Annotated in this window: 23 protein-coding genes; 13 read left to right on the top strand and 10 right to left on the bottom strand. The window is 70.7% G+C overall.

Annotated features, from left to right (window positions below):
* Positions 1-352 (top strand): DUF6286 domain-containing protein (locus ABZY11_RS17995; protein ID WP_356480043.1); only part of this gene is annotated, 352 nt, incomplete at its 5' end.
* Positions 349-936, top strand: coding sequence for an alkaline shock response membrane anchor protein AmaP (gene amaP, locus ABZY11_RS18000; RefSeq protein ID WP_356480044.1), 588 nt, complete (start codon positions 349-351; stop codon positions 934-936). The genes ABZY11_RS17995 and amaP, both read left to right, overlap by 4 nt.
* A 67-nt stretch (positions 937-1,003) precedes the next feature.
* Here amaP and ABZY11_RS18005 read toward each other — a convergent pair whose 3' ends face one another.
* The 6 genes from ABZY11_RS18005 to ABZY11_RS18030 all read right to left on the bottom strand — a co-directional run bounded on the left by ABZY11_RS18005 (position 1,004) and on the right by ABZY11_RS18030 (position 6,595).
* On the bottom strand, positions 1,004-1,759 hold the full coding sequence (locus ABZY11_RS18005) for an SDR family oxidoreductase (RefSeq protein WP_356480045.1): 756 nt from the start codon (positions 1,757-1,759) through the stop codon (positions 1,004-1,006).
* A gap of 5 nt (positions 1,760-1,764) precedes the next feature.
* Entirely contained in the window at positions 1,765-3,564 is a 1,800-nt protein-coding gene (locus ABZY11_RS18010; protein ID WP_356480046.1) for a glycoside hydrolase family 15 protein, read from the bottom strand.
* 98 nt (positions 3,565-3,662) lie between these two features.
* The gene (locus ABZY11_RS18015) at positions 3,663-4,478 is read right to left on the bottom strand and encodes an SURF1 family protein (RefSeq protein ID WP_356480047.1); all 816 of its coding nucleotides are present in this window, start codon (positions 4,476-4,478) and stop codon (positions 3,663-3,665) included.
* Positions 4,479-4,549: 71 nt separating this feature from the next.
* Complete coding sequence (locus ABZY11_RS18020; RefSeq protein WP_072482991.1) at positions 4,550-4,783, bottom strand: hypothetical protein; 234 nt, start codon at positions 4,781-4,783, stop codon at positions 4,550-4,552.
* 64 nt (positions 4,784-4,847) lie between these two features.
* Positions 4,848-5,891, bottom strand: a complete 1,044-nt coding sequence (locus ABZY11_RS18025; RefSeq protein ID WP_356480048.1) for a DEDDh family exonuclease — start codon at positions 5,889-5,891, stop codon at positions 4,848-4,850.
* Between the two features lie 29 nt (positions 5,892-5,920).
* The gene (locus ABZY11_RS18030; protein ID WP_356480049.1) at positions 5,921-6,595 is read right to left on the bottom strand and encodes a TetR family transcriptional regulator; all 675 of its coding nucleotides are present in this window, start codon (positions 6,593-6,595) and stop codon (positions 5,921-5,923) included.
* Positions 6,596-6,722: 127 nt separating this feature from the next.
* Between ABZY11_RS18030 and ABZY11_RS18035 the strand changes: the two genes are divergently transcribed.
* From ABZY11_RS18035 to ABZY11_RS18055, 5 genes are read left to right on the top strand one after another with little or no spacing between them, the layout of a single operon-like run.
* Positions 6,723-7,523, top strand: a complete 801-nt coding sequence (locus tag ABZY11_RS18035; RefSeq protein WP_356480050.1) for an acetoacetate decarboxylase family protein — start codon at positions 6,723-6,725, stop codon at positions 7,521-7,523.
* Positions 7,520-8,404 carry an SDR family NAD(P)-dependent oxidoreductase gene (locus ABZY11_RS18040; protein ID WP_356480051.1) on the top strand — a complete coding sequence of 295 codons (885 nt, stop codon included), beginning with the start codon at positions 7,520-7,522 and terminating at the stop codon, positions 8,402-8,404. The genes ABZY11_RS18035 and ABZY11_RS18040 overlap by 4 nt, the downstream gene beginning before the upstream one ends.
* A gap of 10 nt (positions 8,405-8,414) precedes the next feature.
* Positions 8,415-9,692 carry an amidohydrolase family protein gene (locus ABZY11_RS18045; RefSeq protein WP_356480052.1) on the top strand — a complete coding sequence of 426 codons (1,278 nt, stop codon included), beginning with the start codon at positions 8,415-8,417 and terminating at the stop codon, positions 9,690-9,692.
* On the top strand, positions 9,692-10,915 hold the full coding sequence (locus tag ABZY11_RS18050; RefSeq protein WP_356480053.1) for an amidohydrolase family protein: 1,224 nt from the start codon (positions 9,692-9,694) through the stop codon (positions 10,913-10,915). The genes ABZY11_RS18045 and ABZY11_RS18050 overlap by 1 nt, the downstream gene beginning before the upstream one ends.
* A gap of 25 nt (positions 10,916-10,940) precedes the next feature.
* Positions 10,941-11,654, top strand: coding sequence for a VIT family protein (locus tag ABZY11_RS18055; protein WP_356480054.1), 714 nt, complete (start codon positions 10,941-10,943; stop codon positions 11,652-11,654).
* Here the strand turns inward: ABZY11_RS18055 and ABZY11_RS18060 are convergent.
* A complete protein-coding gene (locus tag ABZY11_RS18060; RefSeq protein ID WP_356480055.1) occupies positions 11,615-11,836 on the bottom strand; it encodes a hypothetical protein in 222 nt (73 codons plus the stop codon). The two genes, ABZY11_RS18055 and ABZY11_RS18060, sit on opposite strands and share 40 nt — an antisense overlap.
* A 226-nt stretch (positions 11,837-12,062) precedes the next feature.
* On the opposite strand from ABZY11_RS18060, the gene ABZY11_RS18065 reads away from it, so the two are divergent.
* Positions 12,063-12,941 (top strand): sterol desaturase family protein, encoded by an 879-nt coding sequence (locus ABZY11_RS18065; RefSeq protein ID WP_356480056.1) that lies wholly within the window; start codon positions 12,063-12,065, stop codon positions 12,939-12,941.
* Positions 12,938-13,627 (top strand): lysoplasmalogenase, encoded by a 690-nt coding sequence (locus tag ABZY11_RS18070; RefSeq protein WP_356480057.1) that lies wholly within the window; start codon positions 12,938-12,940, stop codon positions 13,625-13,627. The genes ABZY11_RS18065 and ABZY11_RS18070 overlap by 4 nt, the downstream gene beginning before the upstream one ends.
* Positions 13,628-13,846: 219 nt before the next feature.
* Here ABZY11_RS18070 and ABZY11_RS18075 read toward each other — a convergent pair whose 3' ends face one another.
* Complete coding sequence (locus tag ABZY11_RS18075) at positions 13,847-15,382, bottom strand: S8 family serine peptidase (RefSeq protein WP_356480058.1); 1,536 nt, start codon at positions 15,380-15,382, stop codon at positions 13,847-13,849.
* A 291-nt stretch (positions 15,383-15,673) separates the two neighbouring features.
* Between ABZY11_RS18075 and ABZY11_RS18080 the strand changes: the two genes are divergently transcribed.
* The 3 genes from ABZY11_RS18080 (at position 15,674) to moaA (ending at position 18,858) form a co-directional block, all read left to right on the top strand.
* Positions 15,674-16,039, top strand: coding sequence for a DUF485 domain-containing protein (locus ABZY11_RS18080; protein WP_356480059.1), 366 nt, complete (start codon positions 15,674-15,676; stop codon positions 16,037-16,039).
* Positions 16,036-17,676 (top strand): cation acetate symporter, encoded by a 1,641-nt coding sequence (locus ABZY11_RS18085; RefSeq protein ID WP_356480060.1) that lies wholly within the window; start codon positions 16,036-16,038, stop codon positions 17,674-17,676. Before ABZY11_RS18080 ends, ABZY11_RS18085 begins: the two co-directional genes overlap by 4 nt.
* A gap of 192 nt (positions 17,677-17,868) precedes the next feature.
* Positions 17,869-18,858 (top strand): GTP 3',8-cyclase MoaA, encoded by a 990-nt coding sequence (moaA, locus tag ABZY11_RS18090; RefSeq protein WP_356480061.1) that lies wholly within the window; start codon positions 17,869-17,871, stop codon positions 18,856-18,858.
* Between the two features lie 15 nt (positions 18,859-18,873).
* On the opposite strand, the gene ABZY11_RS18095 is transcribed toward moaA, so the two are convergent.
* Positions 18,874-19,143, bottom strand: coding sequence for a hypothetical protein (locus ABZY11_RS18095; protein ID WP_356480062.1), 270 nt, complete (start codon positions 19,141-19,143; stop codon positions 18,874-18,876).
* 268 nt (positions 19,144-19,411) lie between these two features.
* A complete protein-coding gene (locus ABZY11_RS18100; protein ID WP_356480063.1) occupies positions 19,412-19,777 on the bottom strand; it encodes a DUF3099 domain-containing protein in 366 nt (121 codons plus the stop codon).
* Positions 19,778-20,024: 247 nt separating this feature from the next.
* Between ABZY11_RS18100 and ABZY11_RS18105 the strand changes: the two genes are divergently transcribed.
* A complete protein-coding gene (locus tag ABZY11_RS18105) occupies positions 20,025-20,300 on the top strand; it encodes a GlsB/YeaQ/YmgE family stress response membrane protein (RefSeq protein ID WP_356480064.1) in 276 nt (91 codons plus the stop codon).
* Positions 20,301-20,306 lie beyond the last annotated feature (6 nt).

Raw genomic sequence — 20,306 nt, forward strand, 5'->3', positions numbered from 1 at the left:
CGCCGCGGCAGCCGCGGCGGTCGGTCTGTGGCTGCTCGTGCTCGCCCTCACACCCGGACTCCGCGGCCTGCTGCCGATGCGCCGCGACCGCCCCGGCGTACGGGCCGCCCTCGACCGGTCCGCGGCCGCACTGGTCCTGCGCGACCGGGCCGTCGAGGTGTCCGGAGTGCAGTCGGTGCGGGTCCGGATGGGCCGGAGCAGGGCGGTGGTGCGCGCCGTGTCGCACTTCCGTGAACTCGACGACGTACGGGCCGATCTGGACACCGTGCTCGGGACCGGCATCAGGGAGCTGGGGCTGGCCAGGCCGCCGAGACTGTCCGTGTATGTCCGCCGGCCCACGAAGAAGGGGTGAGCCCGTTGCTCAGAACCGTCAACCGGGTACTGCTCGGCCTGGCCGGGCTGGTACTGATCTGCGGCGGCGGCGCGGTGCTCGCCGCCGGTCTCGGCCTCTCGGTGCCGTCCTGGTGGCCCTGGTACGGCGGGAGTGATGTGCTCATCAGCGCGGCCGACCGGAACCGCTGGCGCGACCAGGGCTGGTGGTGGCCGACGGTCATCGCCGCCCTCGCCGTCCTGGTCGTCCTCGCCCTGTGGTGGCTGCTGGCCCAGCTGCGCCGCGCCCGCCTCGCCGAGGTGCTGGTGGACAGCGGCGACGGCGAGGGGGCGCTGCTGCGGGGCCGGGCCCTGGAAGGGGTGCTCGCCGGAGAGGCGGGGACGCTGGACGGGGTGGCCCGAGCCCAGGTCGCGCTGACCGGCCGGCGCGCCTCGCCGCAGGCCAGGATCCGGCTGCTGATGGAGCCGCACGCGGCGCCGGACGAGGCGCTCGGCCGCCTCACCGACGAGGCGCTGGCCCATGCGCGGGATTCGGCGGGGCTGGCCGAGCTGCCGGCCGAGGTGCGGCTGCGGGCGGTCAAGCACCGTGCGGAGCGGGTGAGCTGACGGCCGGTGCCGCGGCTCTCCCGGCCGCCGGACGGCGCCTGACCGTCGACCGGGGACGGGCTCCGGTTCAGAAGCCGTGCCGGGAGCCGCCGTCGACCGGCAGCATGATGCCCGTCAGATACGACGCCGCGGGCGAGAGCAGGAACGCCGCGGTCCGGCCGAACTCCTCCGGCGTGCCGTAGCGGCGCAGCGGAATCCGTGCCTCGTTGGCCGTCCGCGAGGCCTCCGCGTCACCCGAGAGGGCATCCAGTTCACGCACCCGGTCCGTGTCGATCCGGGAAGGCAGCACGCCCACCACCCGGATGCCGCGGGGACCGAGCTCGTCGGCCAGGGACTTGGCGAACCCGGCCAGGCCCGGACGCAGACCGTTGGATATGGTCAGCCCGCCGATCGGCTCGTGCACGGAGCCGGAGAGCACGAAGCCGATCACACCGCCCTCGCCCAGCACGGCCGCCGCCGCCCTGGCCAGACGTACCGCGCCCAGGAACACCGACTCGAAGGCCGACTGCCACTGCTCGTCGGTGTTGTCGGCGAGGAAACCGGGGGCCGGCCCGCCGACGCTGATGAGAATGCCGTCGAGCCGCCCGAACCGCTCCTGCGCCGCGTCCACCAGAAGCCGCGCGGACGCGGGGTCGGCGTTGTCGGCGCCGAGGCCGACCACGTCCGGCCCGATCTCGGCGGCGGCCGCCTCGGCACGCTGCTCGTCCCGGCCGGTGATGATCACCCGCGCCCCGTCGTCGGCGAGCACCCGCGCCGTGGCGTTGCCCAGCCCCCGGGTCGCTCCGGTGACGATGTACACGCGGTCCTTCAGTCCAAGATCCATGGCCCCTATCCTGCCGCGTCGGGCTCCAGCGTGTCCTCCCCGGCCAGTGCCATGGCGGTGCCCACGAGGCCGACGTGGCTGAACGCCTGCGGGAAGTTGCCCAGCTGACGGTGCCTGACGGTGTCGTACTCCTCGGCGAGCAGCCCCACATCGTTACGGAGCTCCAGGAGCTGCTCGAAGAGATCCCTGGCCTCCTCGGCGCGCCCGGTCAGGCGCAGGGCGTCGGCCAGCCAGAAGGAGCACGCCAGGAAGGCCCCTTCGCTGCCGGGCAGTCCGTCGATCGAGGCGCCGTCCGTGCTGTAGCGGCGGACCAGGCAGCCCCTGCCCAGCTCGGCCCGGACCGCGTCGACCGTGCCGACCATCCGGGGATCGTCCGGCGGCAGAAAACCGGTCCGGGCGATCAGCAGCGTCGCGGCGTCCAGGTTCCGTGAGCCGTAGGACTGCGTGAAGGTGTTCCGCTCCGGGTCGTAGCCCTTCTCGCACACCTCCCGGTGCACGGCGTCCCGCATCGCCCGCCACCGGTCGGCGTCGCCGGCCAGCGAGGGGTCCTTCTCCAGGGTGCGTACGGCACGGTCGGCGGCGACCCAGGCCATCACCTTGGAGTGCACGAAATGACGGCGCTGGCCGCGGATCTCCCACAGCCCCTCGTCCGGCTCGCGCCAGGTGGACTCCAGGAAGCCGAGCAGGCTGAGCTGGAGGCTCCAGGCGTGCGGCTTGTCGTCCAGCCCCGCCTCGCGGGCGAGCCGCAACGAGTCGATGACCTCCCCGTACACATCGAGCTGGCGCTGGCGGACCGCGGCGTTGCCGATCCGGACCGGGGCGGAGTTCTCGTATCCGCGCAGCCACGTCAGCTCCGCCTCGGGCAGTCTGCGTTCGCCCGCGAGGCCGTACATGATCTGGAGGTCGGCCGGGTCCCCGGCGACCGCCCGCAGCAGCCAGTCCCGCCAGGCGGCGGCCTCCTCCAGATAGCCGGCCGAGATGAGGGCGCCGAGGGTCAGCGTGGAGTCCCGCAGCCAGCAGAAGCGGTAGTCCCAGTTCCGTACGCCCCCGATCTCCTCCGGCAGCGAGGTGGTGGGCGCTGCCACGATGCCGCCGGTCGGGCCGAATGTGAGCGCTTTCAGCGTGATCAGCGAGCGGATCACCGCTTCCCGGTAAGGGCCCCGGTACTTGCACCGGGCGGACCACTTCGCCCAGTCGGACAGGGTGTTCTTCAGCGCCTCGTGCGGGTCGACCAGATCCGGACGGGGCGACTGCGAGGGATGCCAGGTCAGCACGAACGCCACCTGCTCGCCCGCGGAGACGGTGAACGACGAGCAGGTGGAGAACTGCTGGCCCCATGTCTTGACCGGCGGCTCGCTGCGCAGCCAGGCCGAGTCCGGCCCCGCGACCGCCACCCGGTGCCCCCGCGAGCGGCGCACCCACGGCACGACCGAGCCGAAGTCGAAGCGCAGCCGGATCACGGAGCTCATCTCGACGGTGCCGCTGATGCCCTCGATGATCCGCATCACGTCGGGTTCCCGGTCGCGCTGCGGCATGAAGTCGATGACCTTGACCGTGCCGGTACGGGTCTCCCAGAACGTCTCCAGGACCAGGGAGTCACCCGCGTAGCTGCGCCGGGTACAGGTCTCCGCCCCCTTCGGGGCGATCCGCCAGTGGCCGTTGTCCTCGTCGCCGAGCAGGGCGGCGAAGCAGGCGCCCGAGTCGAAGCGGGGCAGACAGAGCCAGTCGACAGAACCGTTTCTGCCGACCAGGGCGGCTGTCTGGAGATCGCCGATGAGGGCGTAGTCCTCGATGCGTGGGGTCACGTTCTGGCGTGTTCCCGAACCTGGGCCTCGTTAAGCAATCCCGGGCGGCGGGGGTCACCCGGCCGGAACGCCCCGGCCCGCATCCGGCGGAAACGGTGTCAGGCCGTGGCCGGTTCCGGCTTCTCCGGTTCGGACGGCTGCTGCTCCCCGGCAGCGGCCTTGGCCGCCGCCTCCACCCGGTCGCGCTTCTCCCTGCGGGCCAGGACCACGAACCCGACCGGGACACCGGCGGCGAAGAGCCACCACTGCACGGCGTACGCCATGTGCGGGCCGATCGAGCCGTCGTCGGGGGCCTCGATCAGTTCCGGGGAGTTGCCGACGGGCTCGGGCGCGGTCTGCTCGATGTAGCCGCCGAGCACCGGCCGGGAGAGCCTCTTGGCCTCCTGGGCGCTGCTGATCAGCATCACCTGGCGGTCCGGCAGGTCCGAGATGTCCTTGATACCGCTGGCGCTCGTCGTCTCGTCGGCCTTGAGCCGTCCGGTGACGGTCACTTCGCCCCTGGGCACGGCGGGCACCTCGGGGAAGGCGCGCTGGCTGTCGGCGGAGGGCACCCAGCCGCGGTTGACCAGGACCGTGCCGCCGCCCTTGAGGTCGAGCGGGATCAGCACATGGACGCCGACCCGGCCGTCGGTGGAGGTCCTGCGGCGTACGACCACCTGATGCGCGGTGTCGTACGTACCCGTGGCCGTCACCGTCCGCCAGTAGTCGGAGCGCGGCACCGTGTGACCCGGAGTGGTGAGCGAGGCGACCGGAACCGGTTTCGCCTTGAGGTTGCGGGAGATCAGAGAGTTCTGCGCGACCTTGTGCTCATGCCGGTGCAGCTGCCAGAAGCCCAGCTCGACCATGGCGGGAATCAGGACGAGGGCGAGGAGGGCGAGGATCAGCCACTGCCGGGTCAACAGGAAGCGGTACACCCCACGACCGTACAACTGTGTCGTGGGGTGCATCGCGCAGGGGTGGGGGAAGCGGGTGTGGTGGCCGCCGGTCAGACTTTGTCGATGATGCCCACCTTCCCCTCGGCGCGGGCGCAGTGACCGCCGCAGAACCAGTGCCCGTCGACCTCGACGCCCTGGCCGATGATCTGGACCCGGCAGTGCTCACAGATGGGCGCCATGCGGTGAATGGCGCAGGAAAAGCAGTCGAAGACGTGCACCGCGCCCTGCGCGTGCACCTCGAAGGACATGCCGTAGTCGTTTCCGCAAACCTCGCAACGTGCCATGCGCCACAGGGTGGGACGCGAGGGCGGCGGCGGGCGAGCGGCGGGCGGGCGAGTCGCTGCCGGTTCACTCCGATGACGGCGCGGGCACCCCAGGGTCTTTCGTCTGGATCAGGCCTGATCCAGACGAAGGACCCTGAGCGGGCGAGGGTGCCACATCGCGCAGCAGGTGGGTGAAGGCGCTCTCGTCCAGGATCGGGGTGCCGAACGACTTGGCCTTGACCGTCTTCGACGTCGCCGCGTCCGGGTCGTTGGTGACCAGCAGACTGGTCAGCCGGGAGACGCTGGTCGCCACGTGCAGCCCGGCCTCCACGGCCCGGTCCTCCAGCAGCTCGCGGTCGATGGAGGTGTCCCCGGAGAAGGCCACCCGCATGCCCTGCATGAGGGGCTTGTCCTTCTCGTACCGCCCGGGGTTCGGATACGGGCACGCCGGGCGCTTGCGCGAGGCCCGCCAGCTGTTCTGACCGTACGAAGGCTGGTAGCCGATCCGCGGTGTGACCGGGGAGTCCGACCACTCGGTCAGCGGCCGGCACTCCAGCAACGGCAGCCGCACCCCGCCCCGCGCCGCCGCGTGCAGACTCGGCCGGAACGCCTCGGCCAGCACCCGGGCGTCGTCCAGGGCGTGGTGGGCACGCTGCTGCACCACGCCGAAGTGCGCGGCCAGCGACTCCAGCTTGTGGTTGGGCAGCGGCAGCCGCAGCTCCTTGGAGAGCGCGATGGTGCACAGCCGCTGCTCGACGGGGGCGACGACCGAGGCCCGTGCGTACTCCCGGGCCAGCATCGACCAGTCGAAAGCCGCGTTGTGCGCGACGAGGACACGGTCCGCGAGCCGCTCGGAGAGCTGGGCGGCGACCTCCGGGAAGAGCGGAGCACCTTCGAGCACATCACTGGTCAGGCCGTGGATCCAGACCGGGCCGGGATCGCGCTCGGGGTTGACGAGGGTGTACCAGTGGTCCTCGACATTGCCCTGCGCGTCCAGGCGGTAGACGGCAGCGGACACTATCCGGTCGTCCCGTGCGAGTCCGGTGGTCTCCACGTCGACGACCGCGTACCCCTGCGGGTAGGCGGTCGGCCATGGTGCTGCGGTCTGACGGTCGTCGAGCATGGTCACAGAGAATACGGGCCGCGACTGACAGTCTCCTATTCGGCCGTCTCCCGCCCCTGCGTGCCGGTTCCGCGGCGCGCGCCCCGTTGTGGGGGGCCTGCCAGCAGCCCTTCCACCAGGGCCCGTACGGAATCCGCGAACAGCCGGTCCGGGTCGGCGGGCCGGGCCAGTGCGCGGGCCAGTGCCGGGTCGTCGTCCGCGGCGGACGCGGTCCACAGATCGCCCTCGCCGGGGGACTGGACGGGGGACCGCTCCCGGTTGCGTTCGACGAGCAGGAAGCCGACGGTCTGGAACTGCACCGCCCGCACCGCTGCCGCCGCCCGTGCCCCGCGCAGCCCCGCGGCGTGCACCTCGTGGACGAGGGCCTGTTGCGCGGGGAGGAACATCCGCTCGGTGAGCCCTCGTTCGTGGACCATCGCGATCAGGTGCGGCCTGGCCCGCAGTTGGCGGCGCAGGCCGCGGGCGACGGAGACGATGCGGGCCGCCGGGGTCCGGCCGGCCGGGCGGAGGGTGCCCATCTCCTGCACGGTGCGCTCGACGAGGGCGTCCAGTAGCGATTCACGATTGCCGACGTGCCAGTAGATCGACGTCACCGCGGTGCCCAGTTCCGCGGCGAGAGCGCGCATGGTGAGGGCCTGCGGACCGTGCCGCTTCACCAGGGCGGCGGCCGTCTCCAGGACCTCTTCGCGAGTCAGTGACGATCGCGCCACAGTGCTCCTTGATTCTCGAACTCCGTTGTCCGCATGCCTATTTACCCTTCATCGACGTCGGTGTAACAGTGTTATAGAACCCGGCGCGGAGAACCGATTCACGGACGACCGAGAAGGGTGGTACGGCATGGCATGTGTACGGTACGGCGCACGCACCGAGGCCGAGATCACGGCGGCCCGCGAGGCCCGCTCCACACTCCCCGACATCTGGTCCACCGGTGTGGTGGCCCTCTGGGAGAGTGACCCCGACGCGGTGGCGGCCGTCCTCCCACCGCCCCTCGAACCCGCACAGCGCCCGCTCGTCCGGGCCGGCATCAGTACGGTCGAACTCCCCGGCTACCCACTCGGCGCGGGCTCCGTCGCCGTCGCCGCCGTCCACGACGGCCACGAGGGCTGGTATCCGCTCGTCATGCCGATGACTCATGAGCGGGCGCTGATCGGCGGCCGTGAGGTGTTCGGCGAACCGAAGAAGCTCGGCGAGGTGACCGTCGAACGCGACGGCCCCGTCGTCCGGGCCGCGCTCGTCCGGCACGGCATCGCGTTCGTGGAGGTGCGCGGCGCGGTCAGCGGATCGCTACCGCTGCCCCGACCGACGGCCAAGCTCGACTTCTACTTCAAATTCCTGCCCGCGGTGGACGGCGAGGGCTTCGACTCCGATCCCGTCCTGATCCACTGCACCCGTCACGAGAAGGTCCGCAGACTGGAACGCATCTCGGGCGACGTGGTGCTGCGCGAGTCGAGGTACGACCCGGTCGCCGATCTTCCCGTACGACGGCTGGTCGACCTCACCATCGGCGAGAAGACCAGCGACCAGCGGGGCAGGGCCGTGGAGCGGGTGAGTGCAAAGGCCCTGCTGCCGTACATCCACCAGCGTTACGACGACCCGCAGCAGATCCACGACGGCCCGCCGGAAGGGAGCGTCCGATGAGACTGGAGGAGGGCCAGGTCGCCGTCGTCACCGGTGCCGCGAGCGGCATCGGCCTCGCGATGGCACGCAGGTTCGCTGCCGAGGGGCTGAGGGTCGTCCTCGCCGATGTGGAGGAGGCCGCGCTCGGCAGAGCGGCGGGCGAATTGCGCCAGGACGGTGCGCAGGTGCTGGCCCGCGCCGTCGACGTCAGTGAACGCGACTCCGTGCAGGCTCTGGCCGAAGCCGCGTACGACACCTTCGGCGCTGTGCATGTGCTGTGCAACAACGCCGGTGTCGGTTCCGGGGCCGAGGGCCGGATGTGGGAGCACGAGCCGAACGACTGGGAGTGGGCGTTCGCGGTCAACGTCTGGGGTGTCTTCCACGGCATCCAGGCGTTCGTGCCGCGCATGATCGCGGACGGCGGCCCCGGCCATGTCGTCAACACCTCGTCCGGCGACGGCGGGATCGCCCCGCTGCCGACCGCCTCCGTGTACGCGGTCACCAAGTCCGCAGTCGTCACGATGACCGAGTCGCTGTACGCACATCTGAAGGCGGAGGGCGCGCCGGTCGGTGCCTCGGTGCTCTTCCCCGGCCCGCACATGCTCCGTACCGGACTGTGGGAGTCGCACCGCAACCGGCCGGAGCGGTATGCCAAGGAGCGCCCGCGCAGGACTCCGTACCGCAGCCTCGACCAGTGGGAGTCCGCCATGCGGGCGGCGGGCCACGAGGTGGAGTTCACCCCGGTGGAGGACGTCGCGGGGACCGTCGTGGACGGGATACGCGCCGACCGTTTCTGGATGCTGCCGGACAGCGAGCACAGCGACCGGCAGATCCGCGACAGGTCGCAGTCCATGCTCGACCGGGCCAACCCGTCGTACCTGGAGAGTTTCATACTCGACTGAGGAGCGAGCGATGACCGACGACCCGTACCTGATCATCTCCTCCGACTGCCACGCCGGGCTGCCCACAGAGGAGTACCGGCCTTATCTCGACCCCCGCTTCCACCGGGACTTCGACGACTTCCTTGCCGGGCGCGACCGCCGCCGCGAGGAGATGACCCGCCTCGGCGTACGCAACGAGGCCTTCGCCGACAAGTGGTTCCACGACAACGAGGAAGGCCTGAAGGGTGGTTGGGACGCCGCCCGGCGCCTGAAGGAACTGGACGGCGACGGGGTGGCGGCCGAGGTCGTCTTCCCCGATGCGGACGCTGTCGACAGCCGGACCGCCGCCCCGTTCGGCGTGGGCCTCGGGCTCTCCGGCGATCAGGACCCCGAACTGGGCATGGCGGGCGCGCAGGCCCACAACCGCTGGCTCGCCGACTTCGTCTCGCAGAACCCCGAACGCCACTGCGGGGTCGCCCTGTTGCCCGTCACCGGCGAGGTCGACCGGGTCGTCGCGGAGATCCACCGGGCCAAGGAGTCCGGACTCGGTGCGCTCATGATCCCCTCCATGTGGGTGGACAGGGCCCCGTACCACGAACGCCGTTACGACCCCGTGTGGGCGGCCGCCGCCGAGACGGCGATGCCGGTGGTCACGCACTCCGGGGCGGCCCCGCGCCACGAGTACGGCGACCATCTCGGGATCTACGTCTCCGAGGTCACCTGGTGGCCGTCCCGCCCGCTCTGGTTCCTGCTCTGGTCGGGCGCCTTCGAACGCCACCCCGGGCTGAGGTTCGGCGTCGCCGAGTCCGGCTGCTGGTGGCTGCCGAACCTCCTCTGGTTCATGGACCGGCTCTACCTCGGCGCCCACGGCGGCAAGAAACTCTCCCCGTTCGCCGAACTGAAGCGGCCCCCGCACGAGTACCTCGACCGCCAGGTCTTCATCTGCGCCACGAACACCAAGCGCCGCGAACTCGCCCAGCGGTACGAGATCGGCGTCGACAACATCCTGTGGGGCAGCGACTTCCCGCACCCCGAAGGCACCTGGCCGAACACCGCCCAGTGGCTGCGCGACACCTTCCACGACATCCCCGTCGCCGAGACCCGCCGCATGCTGGGCCTCGCCGCAGCCGAGGTCTTCGGCTTCGACACGGACAAGCTCGCCCCGATCGCCGAGCGCATCGGCCCCACCCCCGCCGACCTGGGCCAGAGCACCGACCAGAGCGCGGTCGAGGCTTCCTGGGCGCGCTCGCGCGAAGTGGGCCGGCACTGGCTGACCGACCACGACTTCCCCGTCCTGGGGGTGTCGTGATGGACCGCTACACCGTCATCTCCGCCGACTGCCATGCCGGCGCCGACCTCCTGGACTACAAGCCCTACCTGGAGTCGAAGCACCACGACGACTTCGACGCCTGGGCGGCGGCCTACGTCAACCCGTACGAGGACCTGGTCGCCGACACCGCCGACCGCAACTGGAACTCGGAGCGCCGCCTCGCCGAACTGGAGGCGGACGGCATTGTCGCGGAAGTCGTCTTCCCCAACACCATCCCGCCCTTCTTCCCCTCCGCCTCCCTGATGGCCCCCGCGCCCTCCCGGCAGGAGTACGAACAGCGCTGGGCGGGGCTGCGCGCCCACAACCGCTGGCTCGCCGACTTCTGCGCGGCCGCGCCCGGCCGGCGGGCGGGCGTCGCCCAGATCCTCCTCAACGACCCGGCCGAGGCGGTCCGCGAGATCCGCCGCACCAAGGAGGCGGGCCTCACCGGCGGCATCCTGCTGCCCGGCGCCCCGCCCGGCGCGGGCATCCCGGAGCTGTACTCCCCGGTGTACGACCCGCTGTGGGCGGTCTGCGCGGAACTCGACGTACCGGTCAACCACCACGGCGGCTCCGCCTCCCCGCCGCTCGGCGACGAACCGGCGGCGCGCGCCGTCTTCATGGTGGAGACGACCTGGTTCTCGCACCGGGCGCTGTGGCACCTGGTCTTCGGCGGTGCCTTCCGCCGCCACCCCGGGCTGAAACTGGTCCTCACCGAACAGGGCTCCGGCTGGATCCCGGGCGTCGTGGAGATGCTCGACTACTACCACGGCCGCCTGGTTTCGGCGGCGACCCGGGCATCCACCGCCGAGTCCAAATTCGGTGCGGGGCTCGCCGCTTCGATGGGCGCGAGCCCGAGTGAGGTCTGGCGCGAGAACTGCTACGTGGGTGCCAGCTTCATGCGGCCCCACGAGGTGCCGCTGCGCGACCGGATCGGCCTCGACAAGATCATGTGGGGCAGCGACTACCCGCACGACGAGGGCACTGCCCCGTACTCCCGGGAGGGCCTGCGGATCGCGTACGCGGGCCTGCCGCCCGAGGAGATCGCGGCCATGGTCGGCGGCAACGCCGCGCGCGTCTACGGGTTCGACCTGGCGGCGCTCGACCGCATCGCGGCCGAGGTCGGCCCGACGGCCGAGGAGATCGCCGAGCCCCTGAAGGAGATCCCGGCGGACGCGACCAGCCCCGCCTTCGCGCCGGGCGGGTCGGTACGCGTCTGGTGACGTGGAGAGGTGAGACCATCCCCGGGTGACGGATATCCAGGCGCACAGCGAACCGCACGGCAACGGACTGGGCGCACGGCTGAACTGGCTGCGCGCCGCGGTCCTCGGTGCCAATGACGGTGTGGTCTCCACCGCGGGCCTGGTCGTCGGCGTGGCCGGTGCCACCGGCGACCGCGGAACCCTGCTCACGGCGGGCCTGGCCGGGCTGCTGGCCGGGTCCATGTCGATGGCGGCGGGGGAGTACGTCTCGGTCTCCACCCAGCGCGACTCCGAGAAGGCCGCGCTGGCGACGGAGAAACGGGAGCTGGCGGAGACGCCCGAGGCGGAACTCGTCGAGCTGACCGGCCTGTTGGAGGGAAAGGGGCTGAGCCGCGAGGTCGCCCGCGAGGCGGCCCTCCAGCTCACCGAACGCGATGCGCTGCGCGCCCACGCGGTGGTCGAGCTGGGCATCGACCCGGACGAGCTGACGAACCCGTGGCACGCGGCGGGCGCGAGCTTCCTGGCGTTCACGGTCGGCGCGCTGCTGCCGCTGCTGGCGATCGTGCTGCCCCCGGCGTCGCTGCGGCTGCTGGTGACCGTGCTGTCGGTACTGGCGGCGCTGGCGCTGACGGGCTGGTGGAGCGCACGGCTGGGCGAAGCGGCGGCGGGGCCGGCGGTGCTGCGGAACATGGGCGGCGGAGCGCTGGCGATGGCGGTCACCTATGCGGCGGGGCAACTGCTGGGCGCGGTAGGGGTCTGAGCGCTCCAGTCGATCCGTACGATCCGCTCGGACGGGAAGAGACCGGCCCCGGTGACCTCCGTCCCGCTGCCGAGGGAGATCGTGAGCGCGTCGAGACCGGCCGGGGCGGCCGAGTTCACAGCGAACACCCGGTCCGCCGTCAGCTCGCCCGCCGCCGCGAAGGTGTCCCGTACCGCGTCCACGGCGGCCGGCCACTCGTGCTCCGGCAGCCCGTCACCGTCGTGGCCGGTCGGACCGGCGCAACGTCCAGCCCCTGCACGGCGGTTCCTTCCCCCTGGACACCTCGGTGGAGGGATCGTGTGTCGCCCCTATTGGCAGAAGTCACCAAAGACTGCTGACACCATGTCTCGCATACTTGTTGGTAACAACGTCTAGTCCCGGGCCGACCTGCGGCTCTACGGTGCTGGCATGCCGTCGAACCTGCCCGATGTAGTGCTCTGGTCCATACCGGCCTTCGTCCTGCTCACTGTTCTGGAAATGGCCCTCCACCACTTCCATCCCGACGAGGACGCCGCCGGATACGAGGCGAAGGACGCCGTCACCAGCATCACCATGGGGCTGGGCAGCCTGGTCTTCGACCTGCTGTGGAAAGTGCCCATCGTCGCGATCTACACCGTGGTCCACGAACTGACCCCACTGCGCGTCCCCGTGCTCTGGTGGACCGTTCTGCTGATGCTGCTCGCGCAGGACTTCTTCTACTACTGGTCCCACCGCGGCCACCACGTCATCCGGATCCTCTGGGCCTGCCATGTGGTCCACCACTCCAGCCGGAAGTTCAACCTCTCCACCGCGCTGCGCCAGCCCTGGACCTCGCTGACCGTCTGGCCGTTCTACCTGCCGATGATCGCCTGCGGTGTCCATCCGGCCGCGCTCGCCTTCTGCTCGTCGGCGAACCTCGTGTACCAGTTCTGGGTGCACACGGAGCGCATCGACAAGCTGCCCAGGCCCTTCGAGTACGTACTGAACACGCCCTCCCACCACCGGGTGCACCACGCCTCGCAGGGCGGCTACCTGGACCGCAACTTCGGCGGCATCCTGATCCTGTGGGACCGGATCTTCGGGTCCTTCACCCCCGAGACCGTGCGGCCCGTGTTCGGGCTCACCAAGAACATCGACACCTTCAACCCGCTCCGTGTCGCCACCCACGAGTACGCCGCCATCGCCCGCGACGTACGGTCGGCGGGCAGCTGGAGCGAGCGGGCCGGGCGGATCTTCCGCGGGCCCGGCTGGCAGCCGGCCGGCACGCGCGCCACCGCGGCCGCCCCCGTCCAGGAGCGCACCGGATGAGCGCGGACGCCGTCCCGGGCCGGCGGGAGCGTCTCGTACACCCGCTGTTCATCGCCTTCCTCGTGGCCTCGGCCGTCGACCTCGTCGGCCTTCTTGCCGATGTCCCGGTCGCCCACCTCGTCGCCAAGCCCCTGCTGATGCCGCTGCTGGCCGCCTACGCCGCCGCCCGGCGCGGCCCCCGGCTGCTCATCGCCGCGCTCCTGTTCGGCTGGGGCGGGGACACCTTCCTGCTGGCCGACGCCGATGCCGCCTTCCTCGTCGGGATGGGCTCCTTCGCGGCGGGTCACGTCTGCTACCTGTGGCTCTTCGGACGGGCCCGCGGCTCGCTGCCCGCCGGGATCGTGTACGCCGCGGTCCTGGTCACCTTCATCGCGCTGCTCTGGCCCGGTCTGCCCGCAGAGATGCGGATCCCGATGGCCGGCTACAGCCTGCTGCTCACGGCGATGGCGTACCGCGCCGGCACCTTCGGCCGGTACGCGGCCGCCGGCGGGGTGCTCTTCCTGCTCTCCGACGCGCTGATCGCCACCGGCATCGCCGACTGGCCGCAGCTGCCCGCCCCCGACTTCTGGGTCATGCTCACCTACATCGCGGCGCAGTTCCTGCTGACCGTCGGAGTGCTCGCACCGGGGCCGAAATGGGGCGGTGCCACTCCCGGGGCGTACCGTGAACGGAGTACCAGCAGCTGAGGCAGGCAAGGACCGTTCCTGGCCAGTGTGCATGAGTGGGTCCTGGGCCCACTCATGTGTGCTGGGCGCATCCCGAACGGTGTTGGATGCGCTGGGTTCCCGCTTTCGCGTCCCGTTCGGCGGCACGTCTCCCGGGGCGTGGCCTCGGGAGCGGCCCGGGAAAGGCGGCGGGAGGGGCCGTCCGGCGACTCCGGGCCCTCCCGCCGCGCGGCGTTCCCGCTACCAGCGGACCGCGTTCAGCGCGTTCACCACACCGGCACCGTAGAAGCCGTTGCGGTTCTTGTCGCCCTCGCAGACGGCGTCGATCTTGCCGTCCCCGTCGATGTCGTACGGGGCACCGCACGCGGTGGCGTCGGCCTCGGCGCTCAGCAGCGCCTTCACCACGGCCGCCGAGGCGTGCGGGTGCGTCGACTTGATCAGGGCCGCGACACCCGCGACATGCGGGGAGGCCATCGACGTACCGGCCTTGTAGCCGTACTTGCCGTCCGGCAGCGTGGACAGGATCAGACCGCTCGTGGCCGGCGGGGCGGGCGTCTGGTAGGCCGTGGAGTCACCGCCCGGGGCCGCGACGTCGATGACACCGTTCCCGTAGTTCGAGTACGAGGCCTTCAGGCCCTTGGCGCCGGTCGCGGAGACCGTCACGACGCCCGGCAGCATCGCCGGGATGTCGAGGCACTCGCGCGGGTCGATCGTCCGGGTGACGGCCGTGGTGTCGTTCGGGCTGGTCGTGTCGTCGATCGCGCCGGAGGCCAGGTCGAAGCGGCTGTTGCCGGCCGAGGCGATGTTGACCGTGCCCCTGCGCTCCGCGTACCGCGTGGCGCGCGCGACGGCCTCGACCAGGGCGCCCTGGTCGGCGTCGTCCTTGCAGTTGAACATCCACGGGTCGGTGTAATAGCTGTTGTTGGTGACGTCCACGCCGTGCTCGGCGGCCCAGACGAAGCCGCAGACGATCGACTCGGTGTAGAAGAAGCCGTCCGGGTTCGCCACCTTGATGCCGGCGACCTTGACGCCCGGCGCGACGCCCGTCACCCCGACGCCGTTCTTCGCGGCGGCGACGGTGCCCGCGACATGCGTGCCGTGGTTGCTCTCGTCGGGCTTCGAACGCCAGGCGCCGTCCGTCGTGTCCGGTGCCCCGGAGACACAGCTCGCCGATGCCCCGCGGTCGAAGTTCGGCGCCAGGTCCGGGTGGGTGTCGTCGACGCCCGTGTCGATGACCGCGACCGTGACCTTGCTGCTGCCCAGCGTCTTCTTGTGCGCCTGGTCCGCCTTGATGGCGGGCAGGTCCCACTGGAGGGGCTCCATCGGGTCCTGGTCCGCCGTCGCGTCCGCCGCCGCGGCCCTCATCTGCGCGGCGGTGAGCGGCTGCTCCTCCCCGGTGTCCGTGGTGGCCTGGGGAACGATGGGGTTGGTGCGGGTGGCCCCCGCCGAATCGACACCCTTGACCCGGCGGATCGAATTCGCGAAGTCCGGGTTCTGCGAGTGGACGACGATGACGCCGATCTGTTCGTAGGCGACCACCACCGTGCCGCCGGCCGCGGCTATCGCCTTCTTCACCTGCTTGACGGTCCCGTGACCGCTCCGCGTGTTGACCACGTACGAGAGCTTCGGGCCGTCCGTCGACACCGCAGCCGTGGGCTGCGCGTCCATGGGTGCGGCAGAGGCGGCCGCCGTCGGCAGGAAGCCGAGCGAAGCCGTGAGTGCCAATCCGACGGGCAGCGTGAGTGCGCGCGTCCGTCTGGATCCCAGATGAGCCATGGGGTCTCCACATCATCCGTGCCGGGCGACCGGACACGGGGCGCATCCAGTCGCGTACATGACGAGTGAAGTTATCGCTGATCATCCCCGCTCTTCAATGAGTTCGGGGGGTCGGATTCGTCGAGAAGGGCACGAAAGGGCGCGCGGGAGAAGTACGGACCAGCGGTGAACCGCTTCGCCGCGCTCTCCGTGCCGTTGTCGGGGGAGGTGCACCGACACCCCCGATACCGAGCTTTCCCTGTGAGATCCACCGTCACCGACACCACCGCACCCGCGTCGCGAGGAGATTCCGTGGCTACCGATGCACCGCCGCCCGAGGCCAGTACGGACACCCGCCCTGCCCAGCCCACGACCGAGGCGTTCGTCGCGGTGCAGGAGAGCGGGGAGTTCGGTGAACTGCGCCGTGCGTACCGTTCGTTCGCCTTCCCGCTGACCATCGCGTTCGTCCTCTGGTACCTGCTCTACGTGCTGCTGTCCAACTACGCGGGCGGCTTCATGGGCACCAAGGTCTACAGCAACATCAACGTGGCCTTCGTGTTCGGCCTCGCCCAGTTCGTCACCACCTTCCTCATCGCCTGGTTCTACTCGCGGCACGCAGCCGCCGAGCTCGACCCGAAGGCCGAGGCCATCAAGTCCCGTATGGAGGCCGACGCATGAGCGCCGCGTACCACTCGCACCCCGCCCTCCAGCTGGCCGCCTCCTCGACCACCGAGCACCGGCCGCTGATCATCACGCTCTTCGCCGTGTTCGTCGCCGCGACCCTGGGCATCACCGTCTGGGCCGGACGGCAGACCAAGAGCGCCTCCGACTTCTACGCGGGCGGCCGCCAGTTCACCGCCTTCCAGAACGGACTCGCGGTCTCCGGCGACTACATGTCCGCCGCGTCGTTCCTCGGCATCGCCGGGGCCATCGCCCTCTTCGGCTACGACGGCTTCCTGTACTCCATCGGCTTCCTCGTCGCCTGGCTCGTGGCCCTGCTGCTGGTCGCCGAACCGCTGCGCAACTCGGGCCGCTACACGATGGGCGACGTCCTCGCCTACCGGATGCGCCAGCGCCCCGTCCGCACCGCCTCCGGCGTCTCCACCATCGTCGTCTCGATCTTCTACCTGCTGGCCCAGATGGCGGGCGCGGGCGTCCTGGTCTCCCTGCTCCTCGGCATCACCAGCGACGCGGGCAAGATCCTCATCGTCGCCCTCGTCGGCGTACTGATGATCGTGTACGTCACCATCGGCGGCATGAAGGGCACCACCTGGGTGCAGATGGTCAAGGCCGTACTGCTGATCGCCGGTGCCCTCCTGATGACCTTCCTGGTGCTGCTGAAGTTCGACTTCAACATCTCCGACCTGCTGGGCACGGCCGCCGCGAAGAGCGGCCACGGGGCGGCGTTCCTGGAGCCCGGACTCAAGTACGGCGCCACCGGCACCTCGAAGCTGGACTTCCTCTCCCTGGGCATCGCGCTGGTCCTCGGCACCGCCGGCCTGCCGCACATCCTGATCCGCTTCTACACGGTGCCGACCGCCAAGGCCGCCCGTAAGTCGGTCAACTGGGCCATCGGCATCATCGGCGCCTTCTACCTGATGACGATCGCCCTCGGCTTCGGCGCCGCGGCCCTCATCGGCCCCGACGAGATCAAGGCGAAGAACCCGGCCGGCAACGCGGCCGCCCCGCAGCTCGCCGAATACCTCGGCGGGGTCGGCTCCACCGGCGGCGCCGTACTGCTCGCCGTGATCTCGGCGGTCGCCTTCGCCACCATCCTCGCCGTCGTCGCGGGACTCACCCTCGCCTCCTCGTCCTCGTTCGCGCACGACATCTACGCCAACGTCATCCGCAAGGGGAAGGCCACCGAGAAGGAGGAGATGCGGGCAGCGCGCTGGGCCACCGTCCTCATCGGCGCGGTCGCGATCGTCCTGGGCGCCTTCGCCCGTGACATGAACGTCGCCGGGCTGGTGGCGCTGGCGTTCGCCGTCGCCGCCTCCGCCAACCTGCCGACCATCCTCTACAGCCTCTTCTGGAAGCGGTTCACCACCCAGGGCGCGCTGTGGTCGATCTACGGCGGTCTGGCCAGCTCGGTGATCCTGGTGCTGTTCTCGCCGGTCGTCTCCGGCAACCCGAAGACGTCGATGTTCAAGGGCGTCGACTTCGCCTGGTTCCCGCTGGAGAACCCTGGCCTGATCTCCATCCCGCTGGGCTTCCTGCTCGGCTGGATCGGCTCCCTCCTCTCGAAGGAGGAGCCGGACAAGGGCAAGTACGCCGAGCTGGAGGTCAAGTCCCTCACCGGCGTCGGAGCGCACTGAGCGGGCGGCGCCCCGGACGGTCCCCGTCCCGTGGCCGTGTCGTAGGACCCTACGACACGGCCACGCCGCTCCTCGTGCCAAACGGGCCCCGCCGATGTCACAGCTCTCGCGTAGTCTCGGAAGAGTCAGCCGGAAGGGCCGGCCGGAAGAGCGGACTCGGCACCCGGAAAGCAAGTGAGGGAGGGGGCCCACATGCTCATCGACACATACGACCGGGTGGCCACCGACCTGCGCGTCTCACTGACCGACCGGTGCAATCTGCGGTGCACGTACTGCATGCCGGAAGAGGGCCTGCAATGGCTGGCCAAGCCCGACCTCCTCAGTGACGACGAGATCGTCCGGCTGATCGGCATCGCCGTCACCCGGCTCGGCATCACGGAGGTCCGCTTCACCGGCGGCGAGCCGCTGCTGCGCCCCGGGCTCGTCTCCATCGTCGAGCGGTGCGCGACCCTCGCCCCGCGCCCCAGGATGTCGCTCACCACCAACGGCATCGGTCTCAAGCGCACCGCCGCCGCACTCAAGGCCGCGGGGCTGGACCGGGTCAACGTCTCGCTGGACACCCTGCGCCCCGACGTCTTCAAGACCCTCACGCGTCGCGACCGCCACCACGACGTGCTGGCCGGCCTCGAAGCCGCCCGCGACGCCGGGCTCACCCCGGTCAAGGTCAACACCGTCCTGATGCCGGGACTCAACGACGACGAGGCCCCCGACCTGCTGGCCTGGGCCGTGGAGAACGACTACGAGCTCCGCTTCATCGAGCAGATGCCGCTGGACGCCCAGCACGGCTGGAAGCGTGACGGCATGATCACGGCAGGCGACATACTCCGGTCGCTGCGCACCCGCTTCAACCTCACGGAGGAGGGCGATGGGGAGCGCGGCTCCGCCCCCGCCGAGCGCTGGATCGTCGACGGCGGCCCGCACCGGGTCGGTGTCATCGCCTCCGTCACCCGCCCCTTCTGCCGGGCCTGCGACCGGACCAGGCTCACCGCCGACGGCCAGGTGCGCACCTGTCTCTTCGCCCGCGAGGAGACCGACCTGCGCGGCGCCCTGCGCTCGGACGCGCCGGACGAGGAGATCGCCCGCATCTGGACCCTCGCGATGTGGGGGAAAAAGGCCGGATCCGGTCTGGACGACCCGTCCTTCCTGCAGCCCGACCGCCCCATGTCGGCGATCGGCGGCTGAAGGGCCGTCCGACGGTCAGGAGCGGGACGGGCCGCCCGAGTCCTCCTCGGCGCGCGACTCCCACTCCGCCAGTGTCACGACCTCCTTGAGGAAACCCCTGAGATCCAGGAACGAGGAGAGGTGCTCCCGGTGTTCCTCGCAGGCCAGCCAGGTCTTGCGACGCTCCGGGGTGTGCAGCTTCGGGTTGTTCCAGGCGAGCACCCATACGGCGTCGGCCCGGCAGCCCTTGGCGGAACAGATCGGTGCGGCGGCGGCGCTCTCGGCCGCGGTTTCAGGGGAGTTCACGGACTCAACCCTAGGTCAGCGCCTGTGCCGGCCCCCGGCCCGGCCCACGGGGCCGATCGCTTGGCCGCGCCCCGACCGCATCCCCGGCCGGAGAAAAAGCGACGCCGAGCAGCCACGGGGGGAGCTGCCCGGCGTCGGTCCGTCGCTCCGACGGGGGATGCGGAGCGCCTACGAAGTATGTCACGCAGACCGGGGTGCGGTGCACCGTAACTTCATGATTGATCTGAGGTTTTCTTGAGCTTCGGGTGCATGGCCCACCCGACGGGGCTCAGGCGGATTCGCCGCCGCGGTGAACCCCGTCACCCTCCGGACCGGATTCCGCGGCACCGGCCACCGGCTCCACATCGAGTACCGGCCGCATCGGTGCCGGTACGAAGGTGGAAGGAAGCGAAGGGGTGTTCTCCCGGCCCGCGTTGGCGATGACCACTGCCACGTACGGGAGCAGCGCCCCGAGCGCGAGCGCCACGATCGCGACATACCGCTCGACGTTCCACAGCACCGCGGCCAGGATCACCGAAACCGTCCGTACGGACATCGAGATCACATAGCGCCGCTGCCTGCCGCGCACATCGTCCGCGAGCCCCTGCCGGGCCCCCGTGATCCGGAAGACCTCGCCGCCGCTCTGCTTCCGCATCACGTCTCCATCACCCTTCCCCCAGTGCCTGACGGGCCGGGGACACCTCATTCCCGCACCGGACGCTCCCCGGACCGGACCGCATCCACGGTACGCCCGGCACCCGGCGGCTTCGAGACCGGGGCACGCCCTGTTCGTACATATCGGTATCCGTGCCGCACGTACGGACCCCTCCGGCATGCGGGCTACGTCCCGCGGGCCGAGACTGGGCGCACATGCGCGACATCGCGTCGCACGAGGAGGCGACATGGGCTGGTTGTGGGCAATCATCGTGGGACTGGTGCTCGGTCTGATCGCGAAGGCGATCCTGCCCGGCAAACAGAACATCCCGCTCTGGCTGACGACCATTTTCGGAATCATCGGCAGCGTCCTCGGCAACGCCGTCGCCACCTGGATCGGTGTCAACGACACCAAGGGCATCGACTGGACGCGTCATCTGCTCCAGCTGATCGGCGCGGTGCTCGTCGTCGGCGTCGGCGACATGCTCTGGGCCTCGATCCGCGGCACCAGACAGAAGGCCTGAACCACC

The sequence above is a fragment of the Streptomyces sp. NPDC006510 genome, from assembly GCF_040611955.1.
GTDB lineage: Bacteria > Actinomycetota > Actinomycetes > Streptomycetales > Streptomycetaceae > Streptomyces.